Consider the following 18461-nt stretch of genomic DNA (forward strand, 5'->3'; position numbering starts at 1 on the left):
TGTCCCCAGACAGTTGTTGTTTTTCTATCTTGTACTTCATTCCAATCTGACATAAAATAAAATGGTAGCTACCAATACAAATGATGAGGATTAAGAAATGACTGAAAATCGTTATGAACTAAATAAAAACTTGGCTCAGATGCTCAAGGGCGGTGTTATCATGGATGTTCAGAACCCTGAACAGGCTCGTATCGCAGAGGCTGCTGGTGCGGCAGCTATTATGGCCTTGGAACGGATTCCAGCTGATATTCGCGCTGTTGGTGGGGTTTCCCGTATGAGTGATCCAAAGATGATTAAGGAAATCCAAGAAGCGGTGAGCATTCCAGTGATGGCCAAGGTCAGAATTGGACATTTTGTAGAGGCTCAGATTTTGGAGGCCATTGAGATCGACTATATCGATGAGAGTGAAGTGCTTTCTCCAGCTGACGACCGTTTCCATGTGGATAAGAAAGAATTCCAAGTTCCTTTTGTCTGTGGGGCTAAGGACTTGGGAGAAGCCTTGCGTCGTATCGCGGAAGGAGCTTCCATGATTCGTACAAAAGGAGAACCAGGGACAGGCGACATCGTTCAAGCCGTTCGTCATATGCGCATGATGAATCAAGAAATTCGCCGTATTCAAAACCTACGTGAAGACGAGCTCTATGTGGCTGCCAAGGACTTGCAAGTCCCTATTGAATTGGTTCAGTATGTCCATGAACATGGAAAATTGCCGGTTGTTAACTTCGCAGCTGGAGGCGTTGCAACGCCAGCAGATGCGGCCTTGATGATGCAACTGGGAGCAGAAGGTGTTTTTGTTGGATCAGGTATTTTCAAGTCAGGAGATCCTGTTAAACGAGCAAGTGCTATTGTTAAAGCCGTAACCAACTATCAAAATCCTCAAATTCTGGCTCAAATCTCTGAAGATCTAGGGGAAGCCATGGTTGGTATCAATGAGAATGAAATCCAAATTCTCATGGCTGAGCGAGGAAAATAGATGAAAATCGGTATATTAGCCTTGCAAGGCGCCTTTGCAGAACATGCAAAAGTGCTAGAGAAGTTAGGTGTTGATAGTGTTGAAATCAGAAATTTAGATGATTTTCAACAGCATCAGAGTGACTTATCTGGTTTGATTTTACCTGGAGGTGAGTCTACGACCATGGGCAAACTCTTGCGTGACCAGAAGATGCTGATTCCCATCCGAGAAGCCATACTTTCTGGTCTTCCCGTTTTTGGGACTTGCGCGGGCTTGATTTTGCTGGCTAAGGAAATCACTTCTCAGGAAGAGAGTCATCTTGGAACTATGGATATAGTGGTTGAGCGCAATGCTTATGGACGCCAACTAGGAAGCTTCTATACAGAGGCAGAATGTAAGGGAGTTGGCAAGATTCCCATGACTTTTATCCGTGGACCGATTATCAGCAGTCTTGGAGAGGATGTGGAAATCCTAGCATCCGTAGACAACCAAATCGTTGCAGCCCAAGAAAAAAATATGCTGGTAACTTCTTTTCATCCAGAGTTAACAGATGATGTAAGCTTGCACCAGTATTTTATTAATATGTGTAAAGAAAAAAGTTGAGAAAAGATTCTCAACTTTTTTACATGAAATAAACAATAGCAATGTACTGGAGAGCAGACGCAGCTAAGATAAAGAGATGCCAGATCATGTGGAAATAAGGTTTTTTCTTAGCGTAAAATCCAGCTCCAACTGTATAACAGAGTCCGCCAGTTACCATGAGACTCCAAAAGATGGGCGTTGTTTGACTGATAATGGCAGGAATGATTGCCAGAACCAACCAGCCCATAATCAGGTAAAGGGCAAGGCTGAATTTTTCATTGACCTTTTTAGCAAAGATTTTATAGAGGATGCCAAAGATGGTCGTTCCCCACTGAATGGCAATGATCAGATAGCCAAACCAGTTATTCATCAAAGTCAATACGACTGGCGTATAAGAGCCTGCGATAGCCACATAAATCATAGAATGGTCGATGATTCGCAAGACGTATTTATGGGTCGAACCATAGGCCATAGAGTGGTAAATGGTTGACGAGAGGAACATGAGAAATAGACTGATAACAAAGATAGAAACACCAAAAGATGATAAAAATCCATGTGCTTCATAACTATAGGTGGATGAAATAGGGAGCAAGATGAGCATGATAACGGCACCCACAGCATGGGTCACACTATTGGCGATTTCTTCTCCAAAACTGAGTTTTTTACTGAGTTTTAAGCTGGTATTCATTGGATTTCCTCCTCTTCTTTGATAAGGATTAAGTCTAGAGTTTGATGATAGAGTTTAACCGTTTGACAGCTGGTTTGGATAATAGGATTTTCTGGATCAATCCCATGGTTCATGTAGTCCACAAAAGCGTCGTAGAGCTGGTCTGAGCTCGCTTGAGTTTGTAGACTATTAAGCGTCTGAGCGATTTCTTGGATCGAAAAGACAGACTTGAGAGTAGTGATAGCAATCAAACGGGCAATCTGTTTACGTTGGTATTTTTTCTTGTCAGGCTTTGTCAGGTAACCGTGTTTGACATAGTTATTGACCATAGATGCGGTCAGGCCCTTTTCTTTATCTGGAGAGATAGGGGCACAGACTTGATTGACATAAAGTAAAACCTGATCCAGATAGAGGTCAATGTTTGGAATGTCTTCCCATTTTGGGTAGGAAAAGCTAGAATTCATTTCCAACTCCTTTTTATCTAGTTTCGATAACTAGATTATAAAATAATAAAAAACAAAAGTCAAGTTTCAACTGCTTGTAGAAAGCTTTAAATTATGCTATGATGAGAGAAACTAGTTAGAAATGAGGGGAAAAGATGGAGATTCGTTTAGCTTTTCCAAACGAAGTAGATGCGATTATGCAGGTGATGGAGGATGCCAAAAAGTGTTTAGCCAAGTCTGGTAGTGACCAGTGGCAAAATGGCTATCCAAATGCTGACATCATTATTGATGATATCATCTCTGGTCAAGCCTATGTGGCCTTGGAAGAGGGAGAACTGTTAGCCTATGCTGCTGTGACCAAGAGCCCAGAGGAAGCCTATGAAGCCATTTATGAAGGAAGTTGGCAGGGGGAAGAATCAGAATATCTGGTCTTTCACCGTATCGCTGTGGCAGCAGATGTCCAAGGACAAGGTGTTGCTCAGACTTTCCTAGAAGGCTTGATTGAAGGTTTTGATTATCTAGATTTTCGTTCAGATACGCATGTAGAAAACAAGGCCATGCAGCATATCTTTGAAAAACTTGGATTTAGTCATGTAGGAAAAGTTCCAGTTGATGGAGAACGCTTGGCCTATCAGAAATTAAAAAAATGACGCAGAAAAAGTATTCAAAAATGCTCTACTTATCGCCAATTGGAACCTTGTCCTTAGTTGCTGATGAGCAATATTTGTTTGGGATTTGGGTTCAGGACCAAACTCATTTTGAGAGGGGATTAGGAGACGAAACGATAGAAGAAGTTGCTAGCCATCCTGTATTAGAGCAAGTTATTTCCTATTTAGATACCTATTTCGAAGGCAGTGTTCAGGATTTATCTGACTTACCTTTGGCTCCTATTGGAACGGATTTTGAAAAGCGAGTCTGGGCTTACTTACAGGCTATTCCTTACGGTCAAACAGTAACTTACGGACAAATAGCTCAAGACTTGCAGGTGAATTCTGCCCAAGCTATTGGCGGAGCAGTGGGGCGTAATCCCTGGTCCATCCTCGTCCCCTGTCATCGTGTGCTGGGGTCAGGCAATCGTCTGACAGGCTATGCATCTGGAGTCGAAAAGAAAGCCTGGCTCTTGCAACATGAAGGGGCACCATTTCAAGAAAGTAAAAAATAGAAAGAAAAGAAGATGTTAGAATTTATCGAATACCCAAAATGTTCAACTTGTAAGAAAGCAAAAAATGAATTGGATCAACTTGGACTGGAATACCAAGATGTCCACATCGTAGAAGAAACACCAAGTGAAGAAGTGATTTTGAAGTGGTTAGAAACTTCCGGTTTTGAAGTGAAACAATTTTTCAATACCAGTGGGATCAAATATCGTGAACTGGGCCTGAAAGATAAGGTGGGAAGCTTGTCAAAGCAAGAAGCAGCCAAGCTTCTGGCTAGTGATGGCATGTTGTTAAAACGCCCAATCTTAGTGGAAAATGGTGCTGTTAAGCAAATCGGCTATAGAAAATCCTACGGGGAACTGGGCTTGAAATAGTTTTTATCTATCTCCTTGATAGGTAAAATATATAGCTTCCCTGTTTTAAAGTGTGATAAACTAGAAGGTAGACAAAGTCTGCTTTACCCGTAGCAAATAATTTGCTTGTGAGCAGAAGTATGGTAGAATGAATCATTATCAGGAGAGGATGTTTTTATGACTGTTACAACACTTTTAGCATCAGATTGGTACCAGAGCTTGATGCAGCTGATTCCAGACGGTAAGCTCTTTAGCTTGCGTTCGGTTTTTGATGGGATTCCAAGAATTGTCCAACAACTTCCCACAACTATCATGTTGACTCTTAGCGGTGCGATTTTTGGTTTGGTGCTAGCCTTGGTTTTTGCCATTGTTAAGATCAACCGTGTTAAGATTTTATATCCCTTACAAGCCTTTTTTGTCAGCTTTTTAAAAGGGACACCGATTTTGGTTCAGCTTATGTTGACCTACTACGGGATTCCACTTGCTCTGAAAGCCCTCAATCAACAATGGGGAACCAGCTTCAATATCAATGCTATTCCAGCAGCAACCTTTGCTATCGTAGCTTTTGCCTTTAATGAGGCAGCTTATGCCAGCGAAACCATTCGTGCAGCCATCCTTTCTGTCAATCCTGGTGAGATTGAAGCGGCACGCAGTCTGGGGATGACCCGTGCACAAGTTTATCGTCGTGTCATTATTCCTAATGCAGCGGTGGTAGCTACTCCAACCTTGATCAATTCCCTTATTGGTTTGACCAAGGGAACTTCTCTAGCCTTTAGTGCGGGTGTTGTCGAAGTTTTTGCCCAAGCTCAGATTTTGGGTGGAGCCGATTATCGTTACTTTGAGCGATTCATCTCTGTAGCCCTTGTTTACTGGGTAGTCAATATCGGAATTGAAAGCCTCGGTCGTTTTATCGAGAAGAAAATGCAAATTTCAGCGCCGGATACAGTAACTACAGATGTGAAAGGAGACTTACGTTAATGATTAAGATTTCGAATTTAAGCAAATCCTTTTCAGGTCAGACTGTCTTGGATCATCTGGACTTGGATATCCAAAAGGGAGAAGTAGTAGCCTTGATTGGTTCATCTGGAGCAGGGAAATCAACTTTCTTGCGTAGCCTTAACTATCTTGAGACACCAGATAGCGGATCCATCCAGATTGACGATTTTACAGTTGATTTTTCTCAGATTAGCCAAGAGGAGATTTTGACCCTTCGTCGCAAGTTGTCCATGGTTTTCCAACAGTTCAACTTATTTGAACGCCGAACAGCCCTTGACAATGTCAAGGAAGGCTTGGTCGTTGTTAAGAAATTATCAGATGATGAAGCAACCAAAATCGCCAAGGAAGAGTTGGCTAAGGTCGGTCTTTCTGATAAGGAGCAACATTACCCTCGCCATTTGTCAGGTGGGCAAAAGCAACGGGTTGCCCTAGCGCGTGCTCTCGCTATGAAACCAGACGTTTTGCTCTTGGACGAACCAACATCAGCTCTTGATCCAGAATTGGTCGGAGAAGTGGAAAAATCTATTGCAGATGCCGCTAAGTCTGGTCAGACCATGATCTTGGTTAGTCACGATATGTCTTTTGTAGCCCAAGTGGCAGATAAGATTTTGTTCCTAGATAAAGGGAAAATCATCGAGTCAGGCACACCGGATGAAATCATCAATCAGCCGAAAGAAGAACGGACAAAAGAATTCTTCGCTAGTTACAAACGGACTTATATTTGATATAATAGTAAAAAGGAAAACTCAGTTAGTTGGACTAGCTGAGTTTACTCTTTAAAAAAGATAGAAACGAGAGAGATCATGCTGCTGCAACTATTTTCTTTATATTTCGAGAGTTTGATCTTAACGACCATTCTCGTCGTGATTTCTTTAGGGATTTGGATTGGATTGCGAGCTATGTCTGGTGTGGACAAGACAGCCAAGGCCCGTCAAGCCCATCTCTATGATATGATTATGATAGGGGTTTTGGTGATTCCAGTATTATCCTTTGCCGTCATGAGTCTCATTTTAGTTTTTAGAGCATAATGCTTGCTAAATAAACTTCAAACAGTTAGAATAAAGATAGTTACAACAAGAAAGAAGGAATCGAAATGTACGATACGATTATTATCGGTGCTGGACCTGCGGGAATGACAGCTGCCTTATATGCAGCTCGAAGCAATCTGAAAGTGGCTTTGATTGAAGGTGGTCTGCCAGGCGGGCAAATGAATAACACATCTGATATCGAAAACTATCCAGGTTATGCCAACATCAGTGGACCTGAATTGGCTGAAAAAATGTTTGAACCTCTTGAAAACCTTGGAGTAGAACACCTTTATGGCTACGTTGAAAATATTGAAGACAAGGGTGACTTTAAGAAGGTAATCACTGATGACCAAGTTTATGAAACCCGTACTGTCATCGTGGCAACTGGGTCAAAACACCGTCTCTTGGGAGTTCCCGGAGAAGAAGAACTAAATAGCCGAGGCGTTTCTTATTGTGCTGTCTGTGATGGAGCTTTCTTCCGTGATCAAGAGTTGCTCGTAGTTGGTGGTGGAGATTCAGCGGTAGAAGAGGCCCTTTTCTTGACTCGTTTTGCCAAGACTGTTACCATTGTTCACCGTCGAGATGAACTTCGTGCTCAAAAGGTTTTGCAAGACCGTGCCTTTGCAAATGAAAAAGTCAACTTTATCTGGGACTCTGTAGTTAAGGAAATCAAGGGTGAAAACAGAGTAGAGTCAGTTGTATTTGAAAATGTAAAAACGGGTCAAGTGACAGAGCAAGCCTTTGGAGGTGTCTTTATCTATGTTGGACTGGACCCTGTTAGTGATTTTGTTAAGGATTTGAATATCCAAGACCAGGCGGGGTGGATTGTAACAGATAACCACATGAAAACTAGCGTTGATGGCATCTTTGCGGTTGGAGATGTTCGCCAGAAAGATCTTCGCCAAGTAACAACAGCAGTTGGAGATGGGGCTATCGCTGGTCAAGAAGCCTACAAATTTATTACTGAACATAGTTAAAAAAGTTTCCAATCAGATTGATTGGAAACTTTTTTAAAGTCGATTTCGGAAAACTTCGTACATGAGAATGGCTGCAGCAACACTGGCATTAAGACTTTGAACATGTCCATTCATGGGAATGGTAATCATCTCATCAACCTGTTTTTTGATGTTGCTAGAGATGCCTTTTCCTTCATTTCCAATGATGAGGGCGATTTTTCCTTTTGTATTCCACTTGTGGCAAGGGGTACCGTTCATATCTGTTCCGAAGGTCCAGAAACCTTCATCCTTGAGTTTATCCAAAGTTTGACTGAGGTTGGTCACTCGCGCAATCGGTACGTGCTCAATAGCCCCAGTAGCCGTTTTGGCAACAACAGGAGTTACACCGACAGCGCGGTGTTTGGGGATAATGACTCCTGAAACATTAGTCGCGTCAGCAGTTCTCAAGATAGAACCTAAGTTGTGAGGATCAGTTAACCCGTCCAGAATCAATAGCAAAGGATTTTCTTCTTGACGCGTTTTGGCAAGAATGTGATCTAGCTCGCTATAGGCAAATTCGGAAACTCGAAGGACAAATCCTTGATGGACAGCACCTTCGGTCATTTCAGAGAGGGATTTTTTTGAGGTCCAAGAGATGGAGACTTTTTTCACAGCAGCCAGTTTCTTGACTTTCTCAACATTCTTACCTCGAAGATCTTCTTGGAGGTAGAGTTTGTTTCCAGTGTTTGCAAGGAGGGCTTCAGTAACGGCATGGACGCCATAGACAATATCATTTGTTTTCATGCCTCTATTATAACACAAAACCCCGTCTTGCAACGGGATTTTCTTTATTCCAGAATCAGTAAACCATCTTTAACAGCAAATGGATCTTTTTCATTGATACGATCGTAGAACATGATTCCATTTATATGATCAATTTCATGTTGGACAACGATGGAGTTGTAACCTTTGAGCTTGATACGGTGTTTTTCGCCGTCTTTGTCAAAGTAATCAACAGTGACGCGGGCATGGCGGACAACATAGCCTGGCACGTTACGGTCAACAGATAGGCAACCTTCTCCTTCGCCAAGGGCAGCATCCTGAACAGAGTGGGATACAATTTTCGGATTGTACATAATGGCTTGCAAATCGTAGGCTTCCTCTGGAGTTTCACCTTCTTCCACAATATTTGGCACTAAAACAGCGATAATGCGTTTTGAGATATCTAACTGAGGAGCAGCAAGGCCAACACCACCACGGAGTCCCATTTTCTCAGCCATAACAGGATCCTGAGAATGCTTGAGGAATTGCATCATTTTTTCGCCAAGGATGATATCTTGATCACTCAATGGAAAGGTCACTTCCTCAGCAACCGCACGTAGAGTAGGGTTTCCCTCACGGATAATATCTTTCATATCAATCAAATGAGCAGCTTTTGTAATACGTTCTATAGCAGACATTTTCTCTCCTTTCATTACCTCTACATGATAACACAAAATAGGCGAGAAAGAAAGTCGCAGAAGTTACTAAAAAATAATATAATAAACGGTATTCCTCTTTTGTCTGTGGTATAATAAAAGAAAAGACTTGCATAAGAAAGCAAGGGAGAATGCAGATGGAAAAGCGACAAAATAGACGGTCTCATGGACCTATTGATGGATTGTTGGAGAGAAGTATTGGGTTCTTTCGGAATTATAAATCCTGGACCAATGCTCAGTTTATTATTGTGTTACTGCTTGCAGTTGCCGTGTCCATGGGGGGGAACTTATTAGTTCGAGCAGTACAAGGCAACAAGGGAACGAGTCCTAGTAGTCAAACTCTTGATTCTACAAGTACATCTGGTCAGTCCAAGGAAAATGATTCTGACGAAAAGACAGCCCGTATCATGGCAAACGGTGACCTTCTTTATCATATCCCCATCTACCGAACAGCTCTTAAAGAAGATGGAACCTATGATTTCCATGAAAATTTTGAGTATGTAAAACCCTGGCTCAAACAAGCGGATTTGGTGATTGGTGACTTTGAAGGAACGGTGAACAAGGACCACTACTTGGCAGGTTATCCTCTCTTTAATGCACCAGGGGAAGTCATGGATGCGATCAAGGATGCAGGCTACCAAGTTCTAGACTTGGCTCATAATCATATTTTGGATTCTCAAATTGAGGGAGTGGTTTCAACGGCTCAAGCTATTGAAAAGGCTGGAATGACACCCATCGGAGTCTACACACATGAATCCCGAGACCAAGCTCCTATAGTCATCAAGGAAGTCAATGGTATCAAGGTAGCTCTCCTGGCTTATTCCTATGGCTTTAATGGCATTGAACAATCTATTTCCCAAGAGGACTATAATCGCTATCTTTCTGACTTAGACGAAGAAAAGATGAAGGCGGAAATCGAGCGTGCAGAGAAAGAAGCGGATATCACTGTTGTTATGCCTCAGATGGGAATTGAGTACCAGTTGGAACCAACGGAAGAACAAAAGACACTCTACCACAAGATGGTGGACTGGGGAGCCGATATTATCTTTGGAGGGCATCCGCACGTCGTTGAACCTGCCGAAACAGTTGAAAAAGATGGTGACAAAAAACTGATTATCTATTCCATGGGGAATTTCCTTTCAAACCAGCGCATTGAAACAATGCAAGACGAGGGAAATGCCAAGTGGACAGAGCGCGGTGTTCTTATGGATGTGACCATTAAGAAAAAAGATGGAAAGACAAGGATTGAAACCGCCAAAGCGCATCCTACTTGGGTTAATCGAACACCCAAAGGTACTTACTCCCCAGAAGGCTATCCGCTCTTCCTCTATCAGACCTATATCCTAGAGGACTTCATCGAGGGGGGCAGTCACCGTGACAAGTTGGATGAGGCGACCAAGGAACGAATTGACACAGCCTATAAAGAAATGAATGAACATGTAGGGTTGAAGTGGTAAGCACTCGCCCTAAAGGAGACGAGATGACGATTAAATTGATTGCAACAGATATGGATGGGACCTTGCTGGATCCAAGAGGGCAACTGGACTTGCCACGTTTAGAAAAGATTTTAGACCAATTAGATGAACGAGGTATCCGTTTTGTTATTGCAACGGGAAATGAAGTCCATCGGATGAGGCAATTATTAGAACACTTAGCGAGTCGAGTAGTCCTTGTTGTTGCTAACGGTGCGCGGATATTTGAGTATGATACATTACTTCAGGCTCAGACCTGGGATGATGCTATGGTTGACAAGGCTCTCCTTCATTTTAAAGGGAGGGAGTGTCGAGATCAGTTCGTCGTCACCAGTATGAATGGGAGTTTTGTCAAGGAAGGAACGGTTTTTACAGATCTGGAAAAATTTATGACTCCAGAGATGATTGAAAAACTTTACCAAAGGACCAATTTTGTGGATGAACTAAACTCAGACCTCTTTGGAGGAGTACTAAAGATGAGCATGGTCGTTGGAGAGGAACGTTCTAGTGCAGTTTTGCAGGAAATCAATGATCTCTTTGATGGTCATGTAAGGGCTGTTTCTAGCGGTTATGGCTGTATCGATATCCTGCAAGCTGGGGTTCACAAGGCTTGGGGATTGGAAGAATTACTCAAGCGCTGGGATTTGACATCGGAACAAATCATGGCTTTTGGTGATAGCGAAAATGATGTTGAGATGTTGGAGATGGCTGGAATTGCCTATGCTATGGAAAATGCTGATGATGAGGCCAAGGCAGTTGCAACTGCCCTAGCTCCAGCTAACAGCCAAGGAGGCGTTTATCAGGTTCTAGAAAATTGGTTAGAGAAAGAGGGATAAGGTGGCAGTACAGTTATTAGAAAATTGGCTTCTAAAAGAGCAGACAAAGATTCAAACCAAGTATCGTGAACTCAATCAGATTTCTCTTTTAGAACCAGATATGATTTTTATCGGCGATTCGATTGTAGAATACTACCCTTTGCAAGAGTTACTTGGGACTGCCAAGACGATTGTTAATCGAGGCATCCGAGGTTACCAGACGGGGCTTCTACTAGACAATCTTGATGCCCATCTTTATGGTGATGCTGTCGATCAAATTGTTCTCTTAATTGGGACAAACGATATCGGAAAAGATATTCCCATGAATGAAGCCTTGGATAATCTTGAGCGTGTGATCCAATCGATTGCCCGAGAATATCCGCTGTCACAAATAAAGCTTGTTTCTATTCTGCCAGTCAATGAAGGAGAAGAATACAAGCAGACAGTATATATTCGTACCAATGAAAAGATCAGAGAATGGAATCAAGCCTATGAGGCTCTAGCTTCCGCCTATATGCAAGTAGATTTTCTACCAATTTATGATAGTTTGACAGATTCAGAAGGACAACTTCAATCAGCCTATACAACGGATGGTCTCCATCTGAGTGTAGCTGGTTATCAAGCTTTATCAGATATTTTAAAAACGTATCTTTTCTAAAGAATTGGCTTGATTTTGCATTTTTTATGAAGATAGGTTATAATAGTTCTAACATCCTGGGGTCGTTACGGATTCGACAGGCATTATGAGGCATATTTTGCAACCCGTGTGGCGACGTAAACGCTCAGTTAAATATAACTGCAAAAAATAACACTTCTTACGCTCTAGCTGCCTAAAAACCAGCAGGCGTGACCTGATTTGGATTGCTCGTGTTCAATGACAGGTCTTATGATTAGCGAGATACGATCAAGCCTTGTCTAGTGGTTTGATAAGAGATTAATAGACTCGCAGTTCCTAGGCTTGAGTTATGTGTCGAGGGACTGTTAAAACAATACATAACCTATGGTTGTAGACAAATATGTTGGCAGGTGTTTGGACGTGGGTTCGACTCCCACCGGCTCCATCTATATTTTGCATTCTTTCGCAAACCTTTCTAAAACGTTGATAAATCAGCGTTTTTATTTTTATCTTTTTTATTGTTTAGTATTCTTTTTCAAAAAAAGGATACAACAAAGGATACAACGTTTTGCTGTATCCTAGAAATCAATATAATCCGCAAAGCGTTCTCCGATTAAAGTAGTGTCCTTTCACTTATTAAGTTGTAGATCTTTGCAAATAGACATTTTTAGTATGATAAATAAAATAAAACTGCATCGAAGTGCAGTTTTTCTGTTTTTCTACGGAAGACATGGGATTCGAACCCACGCACGCTGTTACACGCCTACCGCGTTTCCAACACGGCCTCTTAAGCCTCTTGAGTAATCTTCCAATACTTACTCAAATAGTCTACCATAAAGCCACTTATCTTGCAATAAAAATGTTGGAATAGACAAAAATGATAGAATTTGAAAGAAAATGATAAATAATGCTTGACTTTGATAGAAAATGTGTTAGAATGAATAGTGTAAACGATAACAGGAGGTGTTTTGGTGTTAAAAACAGAGAGAAAACAACTGATTTTAGAGCAACTTAATCAACATCACGTAGTTTCCCTAGAAAAATTGGTTAGTCTATTAGAAACATCAGAATCGACAGTACGAAGAGATTTGGATGAGTTGGAAGCAGAGAATAAGCTTCGCCGTGTGCATGGTGGAGCAGAATTGCCCCACTCCTTGCAGGAAGAAGAAACCATTCAAGAAAAATCTGTCAAAAACCTTCAAGAGAAGAAATTACTTGCTCAAAAAGCAGCCTCTCTTATCAAGGAACAGGATGTTATCTTTATTGATGCTGGAACGACAACTGCTTTTTTAATCAAGGAATTGGTTAATAAGGAGATCACCGTTGTGACCAATTCGATTCACCATGCAGTTCAGCTGGTAGAAAAGCAGATTCCAACTGTCATGGTTGGAGGTAGCGTCAAGATGACGACAGATGCTAGCATCGGGGGCGTTGCTCTTAACCAGATTAACCAATTACACTTTGACCGTGCCTTTATCGGGATGAATGGTGTTGACGATGGTTATTATACGACTCCTGACATGGAGGAGGGAGCTTTTAAGCGGGCTATTTTAGAGAATGCCAAACAGACCTATGTTTTGGTGGATTCATCAAAAATTGGACAAACTTGCTTTGCCAAGGTAGCACCACTCAAACGCGCTATCGTTATCACAAGTCAAGGGCATGAGCTCTTGCAGGCTATTAAGGAGAAAACGGAGGTAATAGAAGTATGATTTATACAGTCACGCTCAATCCATCCATTGACTATATCGTTCGCTTAGACAACGTAGAAGTCGGTAGTGTCAATCGAATGGACAGTGATGATAAGTTTGCTGGTGGGAAAGGAATCAATGTTAGTCGTGTTTTGAAGCGCTTGGGTATTCCCAATACAGCGACCGGATTTATTGGAGGCTTCACTGGTAAATTTATCACAGATACCCTTACAGAGGAAGAAATCGAGACACGTTTTGTCCAAGTAGCAGAAGATACTCGAATCAATGTCAAGATTAAAGCAGACCAAGAAACAGAAATCAACGGGACTGGTCCTAATGTTGAGCCAGCTCAGTTAGAAGAATTGAAAGCTATTTTGTCTAGTCTGACAGCAGATGATACGGTGGTGTTTGCAGGTTCGAGTGCTAAGAACCTAGGCAATGTTATCTATAAGGATTTGATTGCCTTGACACGCCAGACTGGTGCGCAAGTGGTTTGTGACTTTGAAGGTCAGACCTTGATTGATAGTTTGGATTATCAACCACTTTTAGTCAAACCAAACAATCATGAACTTGGTGCTATCTTTGGAGTGAAGCTCGAAAGTTTAGATGAGATAGAGAAACATGCCCGAGAGTTATTGGCTAAAGGTGCTCAAAACGTTATTATCTCAATGGCTGGTGATGGTGCCCTTCTGGTAACATCAGCGGGAACCTACTTTGCTAAACCGATTAAAGGAACCGTGAAAAACTCAGTTGGAGCTGGTGACTCGATGGTTGCTGGATTTACGGGTGAGTTTGTCAAATCAAAAGACGCAGTAGAAGCCTTCAAATGGGGAGTGGCTTGTGGAACAGCAACTACATTTTCAGATGATTTAGCAACTGCAGCATTTATTAAAGAAACTTATGAAAAAGTTGAGGTAGAAAAAAGATGAAAATTCAAGATTTATTGAGAAAAGATGTTATGTTGCTGGATTTGCAGGCAACTGAAAAAACAGCTGTCATTGAAGAAATGATTAAAAGTTTGGTAGATCACGGTTATGTGACAGATTTTGAAACCTTTAAAGAAGGAATCTTAGCGCGTGAAGCTCTAACTTCCACTGGTTTGGGTGACGGAATCGCTATGCCACACAGCAAAAACTCTGCTGTCAAAGAAGCAACCGTTCTCTTTGCTAAGTCAAACAAGGGTGTTGACTATGAGAGCTTGGATGGGCAACCAACAGACCTCTTCTTTATGATTGCAGCTCCAGAAGGTGCCAATGACACTCACTTGGCAGCCTTGGCAGAATTGTCTCAATACTTGATGAAAGACGGATTTGCTGACAAACTTCGTCAAGTAACATCAGCTGATCAAGTTATCGAACTTTTTGACCAAGCTTCAGAAAAAGCTGAGGAGCCTATCCAAGCACCTGCCAATGACTCTGGCGACTTTATCGTAGCTGTTACAGCTTGTACGACAGGGATTGCTCATACTTACATGGCCCAAGAAGCTCTTCAAAAAGTGGCTGCTGAAATGGGTGTTGGGATAAAGGTTGAAACCAACGGTGCCAGCGGTGTTGGAAATCAACTAACTGCAGAAGATATCCGTAAGGCTAAAGCAGTTATCATCGCAGCAGATAAGGCCGTTGAAATGGATCGTTTCGATGGCAAACCATTAATCAATCGTCCGGTTGCTGATGGTATCCGTAAGACGGAAAAGTTGATCAACTTGGCTCTTTCAGGAGATGCTGAAGTTTATCGTGCTGCCAATGGAGCAAAAGCTGCAACAGCAAGCAATGAAAAACAAAGTATCGGTGGTGCTTTCTACAAACACTTGATGAGTGGTGTGTCTCAAATGTTGCCATTCGTTATAGGTGGTGGTATCATGATTGCCCTTGCTTTCTTGATTGACGGAGCTTTTGGTGTGCCACAAGATAGCCTTGGAAATCTTGGTTCCTACCATGAATTGGCTTCTATGTTCATGAAAATTGGTGGCGCGGCCTTCGGCTTGATGCTTCCAGTCTTTGCAGGTTATGTTGCTTATTCTATCGCTGAAAAACCAGGTTTGGTAGCTGGTTTTGTGGCTGGTGCAATTGCCAAAGAAGGTTTTGCCTTTGGAAAAATCCCTTATGCCGCAGGTGGTGAAGCAACTTCAACTCTTGTAGGTGTCTCATCTGGTTTCCTCGGTGCCCTTGTTGGTGGATTTATCGCAGGTGCTTTGGTTCTTGCTATCAAGAAATACGTTAAGGTTCCTCGTTCACTTGAAGGTGCTAAATCAATCCTTCTCTTGCCACTTCTTGGAACAATCTTGACAGGATTTGTTATGTTGGCTGTTAACATCCCGATGGCAGCAATCAACACTGCTATGAATGACTTCCTAGGCGGTCTTGGAGGAGGATCAGCTGTCCTTCTTGGTATCGTTCTTGGTGGTATGATGGCTGTCGATATGGGTGGACCTGTCAATAAAGCAGCCTATGTCTTTGGTACAGGTACGCTTGCAGCGACTGTTTCTTCAGGTGGTTCTGTAGCTATGGCAGCAGTTATGGCGGGAGGAATGGTGCCACCACTTGCTATCTTTGTCGCAACCCTTCTTTTCAAAGATAAATTTACCAAAGAAGAACGTAACTCTGGTTTGACAAACATCATCATGGGCTTGTCATTTATCACTGAGGGAGCAATTCCATTTGGTGCAGCTGACCCAGCTCGTGCGATCCCAAGCTTTATCCTTGGTTCAGCAGTAGCAGGAGGACTCGTTGGTCTTGCAGGTATCAAACTCATGGCACCACACGGAGGAATCTTCGTCATTGCTCTAACTTCAAATGCTCTTCTTTATCTTGCCTTTGTTTTGGTTGGTGCAATTGTAAGTGGTGTGGTTTATGGTTCCCTACGCAAACCACAAGCATAAAAAGTATTAGAATAGAAAGATTGTTACCATTTGGTGCAATCTTTTTCTCTATTCGAAATGGCTGTGAAATATGGTATAATAGAAGAATGGCAAACAAGAATACTACAAAAACAAGACGGAGACCGTCTAAAGCAGAACTCGAAAGAAAACAAGCTATTCAGAGGATGTTGATTTCCTTAGGGATTGCCTTATTATTGATTATTGCAGCCCTCAAGCTTGGTGCGGCGGGTATCACCCTTTATAATCTCATTCGACTGGTGGTCGGAAGTTTGGCCTATGTGGCCATTGGTGCCCTCCTCATTTACCTCTTTCTATTTAAATGGATACGTAAGCAAGAGGGACTTCTGTCAGGATTTCTTTGTATCTTCGCTGGCTTACTCTTAATTTTTGAGGCTTATCTTGTCTGGAAATTTGGCTTGGAGCAGTCAGTTCTAAAAGGGACCTTGTCTCAAGTTATGACGGACCTGACTGGTATGCGGGTGACTAGCTTCGCCGGTGGAGGCCTGCTTGGTGTTGGACTCTATATCCCCATATCCTTTCTTTTCTCCAATATCGGATCGTACTTTATTGGAGTTCTCTTGATTCTAGTTGGGGCACTCTTGGTTAGTCCCTGGTCTATTTATGATGTCGCAGCCTTTATTGGAGCTCAGTTCAGATCCTTCATGGAAAAACAGGAACAGAGAAAACAGGAACGCTTCATCAAGAGAGAAGAAGAGAAGGCTCGTCAAGAAGCTGAAGAAGCAGCAAGAATTCAGAGAGAACAAGAAGAACAGGATGCGATACTGCTTCCTCCTGTAGATCCTGAAACTGGAGAAATCTTATCAGAAGAACCAAGTTACGATCTCCCCCCAATTCCTGAAAAAGAATGGAGTGAACCGGAGATTATCCTTCCTCAAGCTGAATTTGAAGTTCCAGATGTGGAAGAAGACTTTGAGGATGAAGAGGTGCAGGTTGATTTTTCGGCCAAAGAAGCCCTTGAATACAAACTGCCAAGCTTGCAACTCTTTGCGCCAGATAAACCCAAAGACCAGTCCAAGGAAAAGAAAATTGTTCGAGAAAATATCAAAATCCTAGAAGAAACCTTTGCCAGCTTTGGAATCAAGGTGACGGTAGAACGGGCTGAAATTGGACCTTCAGTAACCAAGTATGAAGTCAAACCAGCAGTCGGTGTACGGGTTAACCGCATTTCCAATCTGGCAGACGACTTAGCGCTGGCTCTGGCAGCCAAGGATGTTCGGATTGAGGCTCCTATTCCTGGTAAATCCTTAGTCGGAATTGAAGTACCTAACTCTGAAATTGCGACCGTTTCCTTCCGTGAACTCTGGGAACAGTCTCAGACTAAACCAGAAAATCTCCTCGAAATTCCTCTAGGGAAGGCGGTCAATGGAACTGCTCGCACCTTTGACCTTTCCAAGATGCCCCACCTACTGGTTGCAGGTTCGACGGGATCAGGGAAGTCAGTCGCAGTTAACGGTATTATCGCTAGCATTCTCATGAAAGCAAGACCCGACCAGGTCAAGTTTATGATGGTGGATCCAAAGATGGTTGAGTTATCGGTTTACAATGACATTCCTCACCTCTTGATTCCAGTTGTGACCAATCCACGCAAGGCCAGCAAGGCTCTGCAAAAGGTTGTGGATGAGATGGAAAACCGTTACGAACTCTTCGCTAAGGTTGGTGTGCGAAATATCGCTGGCTACAATGCCAAGGTTGAAGAATTCAATAGACAATCTGAGTACAAACAAGTGCCGCTTCCTTTGATTGTTGTCATTGTGGACGAGTTGGCTGACCTTATGATGGTGGCCAGCAAGGAAGTGGAAGATGCTATCATCCGTCTCGGACAGAAGGCACGTGCTGCAGGGATTCACATGATTCTCGCAACGCAACGTCCATCGGTTGATGTTATCTCTGGTCTTATCAAGGCCAATGTCCCATCTCGTGTGGCATTCGCAGTTTCATCAGGTACAGATTCACGAACCATCTTGGATGAAAATGGAGCAGAAAAACTGCTCGGTCGAGGAGATATGCTCTTTAAACCAATTGATGAAAATCACCCGGTCCGTCTACAAGGATCCTTCATCTCAGATGATGATGTTGAACGCATCGTAAACTTCATCAAGGCTCAGGCGGATGCGGACTACGATGATAGCTTTGATCCAGGAGACGTCCCAGATAATGAGGGGGATTTCTCTGACGGTGAAGCTGGTGGCGACCCGCTTTTTGAGGAAGCTAAGGCTTTGGTTATCGAAACCCAGAAAGCTAGTGCTTCTATGATTCAGCGTCGTTTGTCGGTTGGATTTAACCGTGCGACCCGCCTGATGGAAGAACTCGAAATGGCAGGTGTCATCGGTCCAGCTGAGGGAACCAAACCACGAAAAGTATTGCAACAATAAAAAAT

Annotated in this window: 20 protein-coding genes, 1 tRNA gene and 1 other RNA gene; 17 read left to right on the forward strand and 5 right to left on the reverse strand. The window is 42.6% G+C overall.

The window, feature by feature from the left end; all coding sequences use genetic code 11:
- The first annotated feature begins 97 nt into the window (after nucleotides 1–97).
- Both pdxS and pdxT read left to right on the forward strand, forming a co-directional pair.
- Nucleotides 98–973 carry a pyridoxal 5'-phosphate synthase lyase subunit PdxS gene (gene pdxS, locus ACVC7S_RS01510; RefSeq protein WP_447265927.1) on the forward strand — a complete coding sequence of 292 codons (876 nt, stop codon included), beginning with the start codon at nucleotides 98–100 and terminating at the stop codon, nucleotides 971–973.
- Nucleotides 974–1555: a pyridoxal 5'-phosphate synthase glutaminase subunit PdxT gene (gene pdxT / locus ACVC7S_RS01515; protein WP_447265928.1), complete on the forward strand. Its 582-nt coding sequence runs from the start codon at nucleotides 974–976 to the stop codon at nucleotides 1553–1555.
- Between the two features lie 19 nt (nucleotides 1556–1574).
- On the opposite strand, the gene trhA is transcribed toward pdxT, so the two are convergent.
- Together trhA and ACVC7S_RS01525 are read right to left on the reverse strand one after the other, a co-directional pair.
- Nucleotides 1575–2222, reverse strand: a complete 648-nt coding sequence (gene trhA / locus ACVC7S_RS01520; RefSeq protein WP_001097971.1) for a PAQR family membrane homeostasis protein TrhA — start codon at nucleotides 2220–2222, stop codon at nucleotides 1575–1577.
- Nucleotides 2219–2665: a DUF1836 domain-containing protein gene (locus ACVC7S_RS01525; protein ID WP_061408850.1), complete on the reverse strand. Its 447-nt coding sequence runs from the start codon at nucleotides 2663–2665 to the stop codon at nucleotides 2219–2221. The genes trhA and ACVC7S_RS01525 overlap by 4 nt, the downstream gene beginning before the upstream one ends.
- Nucleotides 2666–2799: 134 nt before the next feature.
- On the opposite strand from ACVC7S_RS01525, the gene ACVC7S_RS01530 reads away from it, so the two are divergent.
- The 7 genes from ACVC7S_RS01530 (at nucleotide 2800) to trxB (ending at nucleotide 7155) form a co-directional block, all read left to right on the forward strand.
- A complete protein-coding gene (locus tag ACVC7S_RS01530; protein WP_447265929.1) occupies nucleotides 2800–3294 on the forward strand; it encodes an N-acetyltransferase family protein in 495 nt (164 codons plus the stop codon).
- Nucleotides 3291–3806 (forward strand): methylated-DNA--[protein]-cysteine S-methyltransferase, encoded by a 516-nt coding sequence (locus ACVC7S_RS01535; RefSeq protein ID WP_061408858.1) that lies wholly within the window; start codon nucleotides 3291–3293, stop codon nucleotides 3804–3806. The genes ACVC7S_RS01530 and ACVC7S_RS01535 overlap by 4 nt, the downstream gene beginning before the upstream one ends.
- A gap of 12 nt (nucleotides 3807–3818) precedes the next feature.
- Nucleotides 3819–4175, forward strand: coding sequence for an arsenate reductase family protein (locus ACVC7S_RS01540; RefSeq protein WP_061408860.1), 357 nt, complete (start codon nucleotides 3819–3821; stop codon nucleotides 4173–4175).
- Between the two features lie 156 nt (nucleotides 4176–4331).
- Complete coding sequence (locus tag ACVC7S_RS01545) at nucleotides 4332–5132, forward strand: amino acid ABC transporter permease (protein WP_049537241.1); 801 nt, start codon at nucleotides 4332–4334, stop codon at nucleotides 5130–5132.
- Nucleotides 5132–5875 carry an amino acid ABC transporter ATP-binding protein gene (locus ACVC7S_RS01550; RefSeq protein ID WP_447265930.1) on the forward strand — a complete coding sequence of 248 codons (744 nt, stop codon included), beginning with the start codon at nucleotides 5132–5134 and terminating at the stop codon, nucleotides 5873–5875. The genes ACVC7S_RS01545 and ACVC7S_RS01550 overlap by 1 nt, the downstream gene beginning before the upstream one ends.
- A gap of 78 nt (nucleotides 5876–5953) precedes the next feature.
- Nucleotides 5954–6178: a DUF4059 family protein gene (locus ACVC7S_RS01555; protein ID WP_000926604.1), complete on the forward strand. Its 225-nt coding sequence runs from the start codon at nucleotides 5954–5956 to the stop codon at nucleotides 6176–6178.
- A gap of 65 nt (nucleotides 6179–6243) precedes the next feature.
- Nucleotides 6244–7155: a thioredoxin-disulfide reductase gene (gene trxB / locus ACVC7S_RS01560; RefSeq protein WP_447265931.1), complete on the forward strand. Its 912-nt coding sequence runs from the start codon at nucleotides 6244–6246 to the stop codon at nucleotides 7153–7155.
- 33 nt (nucleotides 7156–7188) lie between these two features.
- Here trxB and rlmB read toward each other — a convergent pair whose 3' ends face one another.
- A complete protein-coding gene (rlmB, locus tag ACVC7S_RS01565) occupies nucleotides 7189–7917 on the reverse strand; it encodes a 23S rRNA (guanosine(2251)-2'-O)-methyltransferase RlmB (protein WP_447265932.1) in 729 nt (242 codons plus the stop codon).
- 44 nt (nucleotides 7918–7961) lie between these two features.
- Nucleotides 7962–8573, reverse strand: a complete 612-nt coding sequence (gene def / locus ACVC7S_RS01570) for a peptide deformylase (protein ID WP_447265933.1) — start codon at nucleotides 8571–8573, stop codon at nucleotides 7962–7964.
- Nucleotides 8574–8728: 155 nt separating this feature from the next.
- Here def and ACVC7S_RS01575 point away from each other — a divergent pair, with 155 nt between their 5' ends.
- The 4 genes from ACVC7S_RS01575 (at nucleotide 8729) to ssrA (ending at nucleotide 11942) form a co-directional block, all read left to right on the forward strand.
- Nucleotides 8729–10048 (forward strand): CapA family protein, encoded by a 1320-nt coding sequence (locus ACVC7S_RS01575; protein WP_447265934.1) that lies wholly within the window; start codon nucleotides 8729–8731, stop codon nucleotides 10046–10048.
- Nucleotides 10049–10071: 23 nt separating this feature from the next.
- The gene (locus ACVC7S_RS01580) at nucleotides 10072–10899 is read left to right on the forward strand and encodes an HAD family hydrolase (protein ID WP_447265935.1); all 828 of its coding nucleotides are present in this window, start codon (nucleotides 10072–10074) and stop codon (nucleotides 10897–10899) included.
- Nucleotide 10900: 1 nt separating this feature from the next.
- A complete protein-coding gene (locus ACVC7S_RS01585) occupies nucleotides 10901–11536 on the forward strand; it encodes an SGNH/GDSL hydrolase family protein (RefSeq protein ID WP_447265936.1) in 636 nt (211 codons plus the stop codon).
- Between the two features lie 58 nt (nucleotides 11537–11594).
- Nucleotides 11595–11942, forward strand: a transfer-messenger RNA (tmRNA) gene (ssrA, locus tag ACVC7S_RS01590).
- Nucleotides 11943–12216: 274 nt separating this feature from the next.
- On the opposite strand, the gene ACVC7S_RS01595 is transcribed toward ssrA, so the two are convergent.
- A tRNA-Ser gene (locus ACVC7S_RS01595) sits at nucleotides 12217–12304 on the reverse strand.
- A gap of 161 nt (nucleotides 12305–12465) precedes the next feature.
- Between ACVC7S_RS01595 and ACVC7S_RS01600 the strand changes: the two genes are divergently transcribed.
- The 4 genes from ACVC7S_RS01600 (at nucleotide 12466) to ACVC7S_RS01615 (ending at nucleotide 18456) form a co-directional block, all read left to right on the forward strand.
- Entirely contained in the window at nucleotides 12466–13206 is a 741-nt protein-coding gene (locus ACVC7S_RS01600) for a DeoR/GlpR family DNA-binding transcription regulator (RefSeq protein WP_447265937.1), read from the forward strand.
- Nucleotides 13203–14114, forward strand: coding sequence for a 1-phosphofructokinase (gene pfkB / locus ACVC7S_RS01605; protein ID WP_096407731.1), 912 nt, complete (start codon nucleotides 13203–13205; stop codon nucleotides 14112–14114). Before ACVC7S_RS01600 ends, pfkB begins: the two co-directional genes overlap by 4 nt.
- On the forward strand, nucleotides 14111–16063 hold the full coding sequence (locus ACVC7S_RS01610) for a PTS fructose transporter subunit IIABC (protein ID WP_096407729.1): 1953 nt from the start codon (nucleotides 14111–14113) through the stop codon (nucleotides 16061–16063). The genes pfkB and ACVC7S_RS01610 overlap by 4 nt, the downstream gene beginning before the upstream one ends.
- 86 nt (nucleotides 16064–16149) lie before the next feature.
- Complete coding sequence (locus tag ACVC7S_RS01615) at nucleotides 16150–18456, forward strand: DNA translocase FtsK (RefSeq protein WP_447265938.1); 2307 nt, start codon at nucleotides 16150–16152, stop codon at nucleotides 18454–18456.
- The last annotated feature ends 5 nt before the right edge of the window (nucleotides 18457–18461 follow it).

The sequence above is a fragment of the Streptococcus sp. Z556 genome, assembly GCF_053010225.1.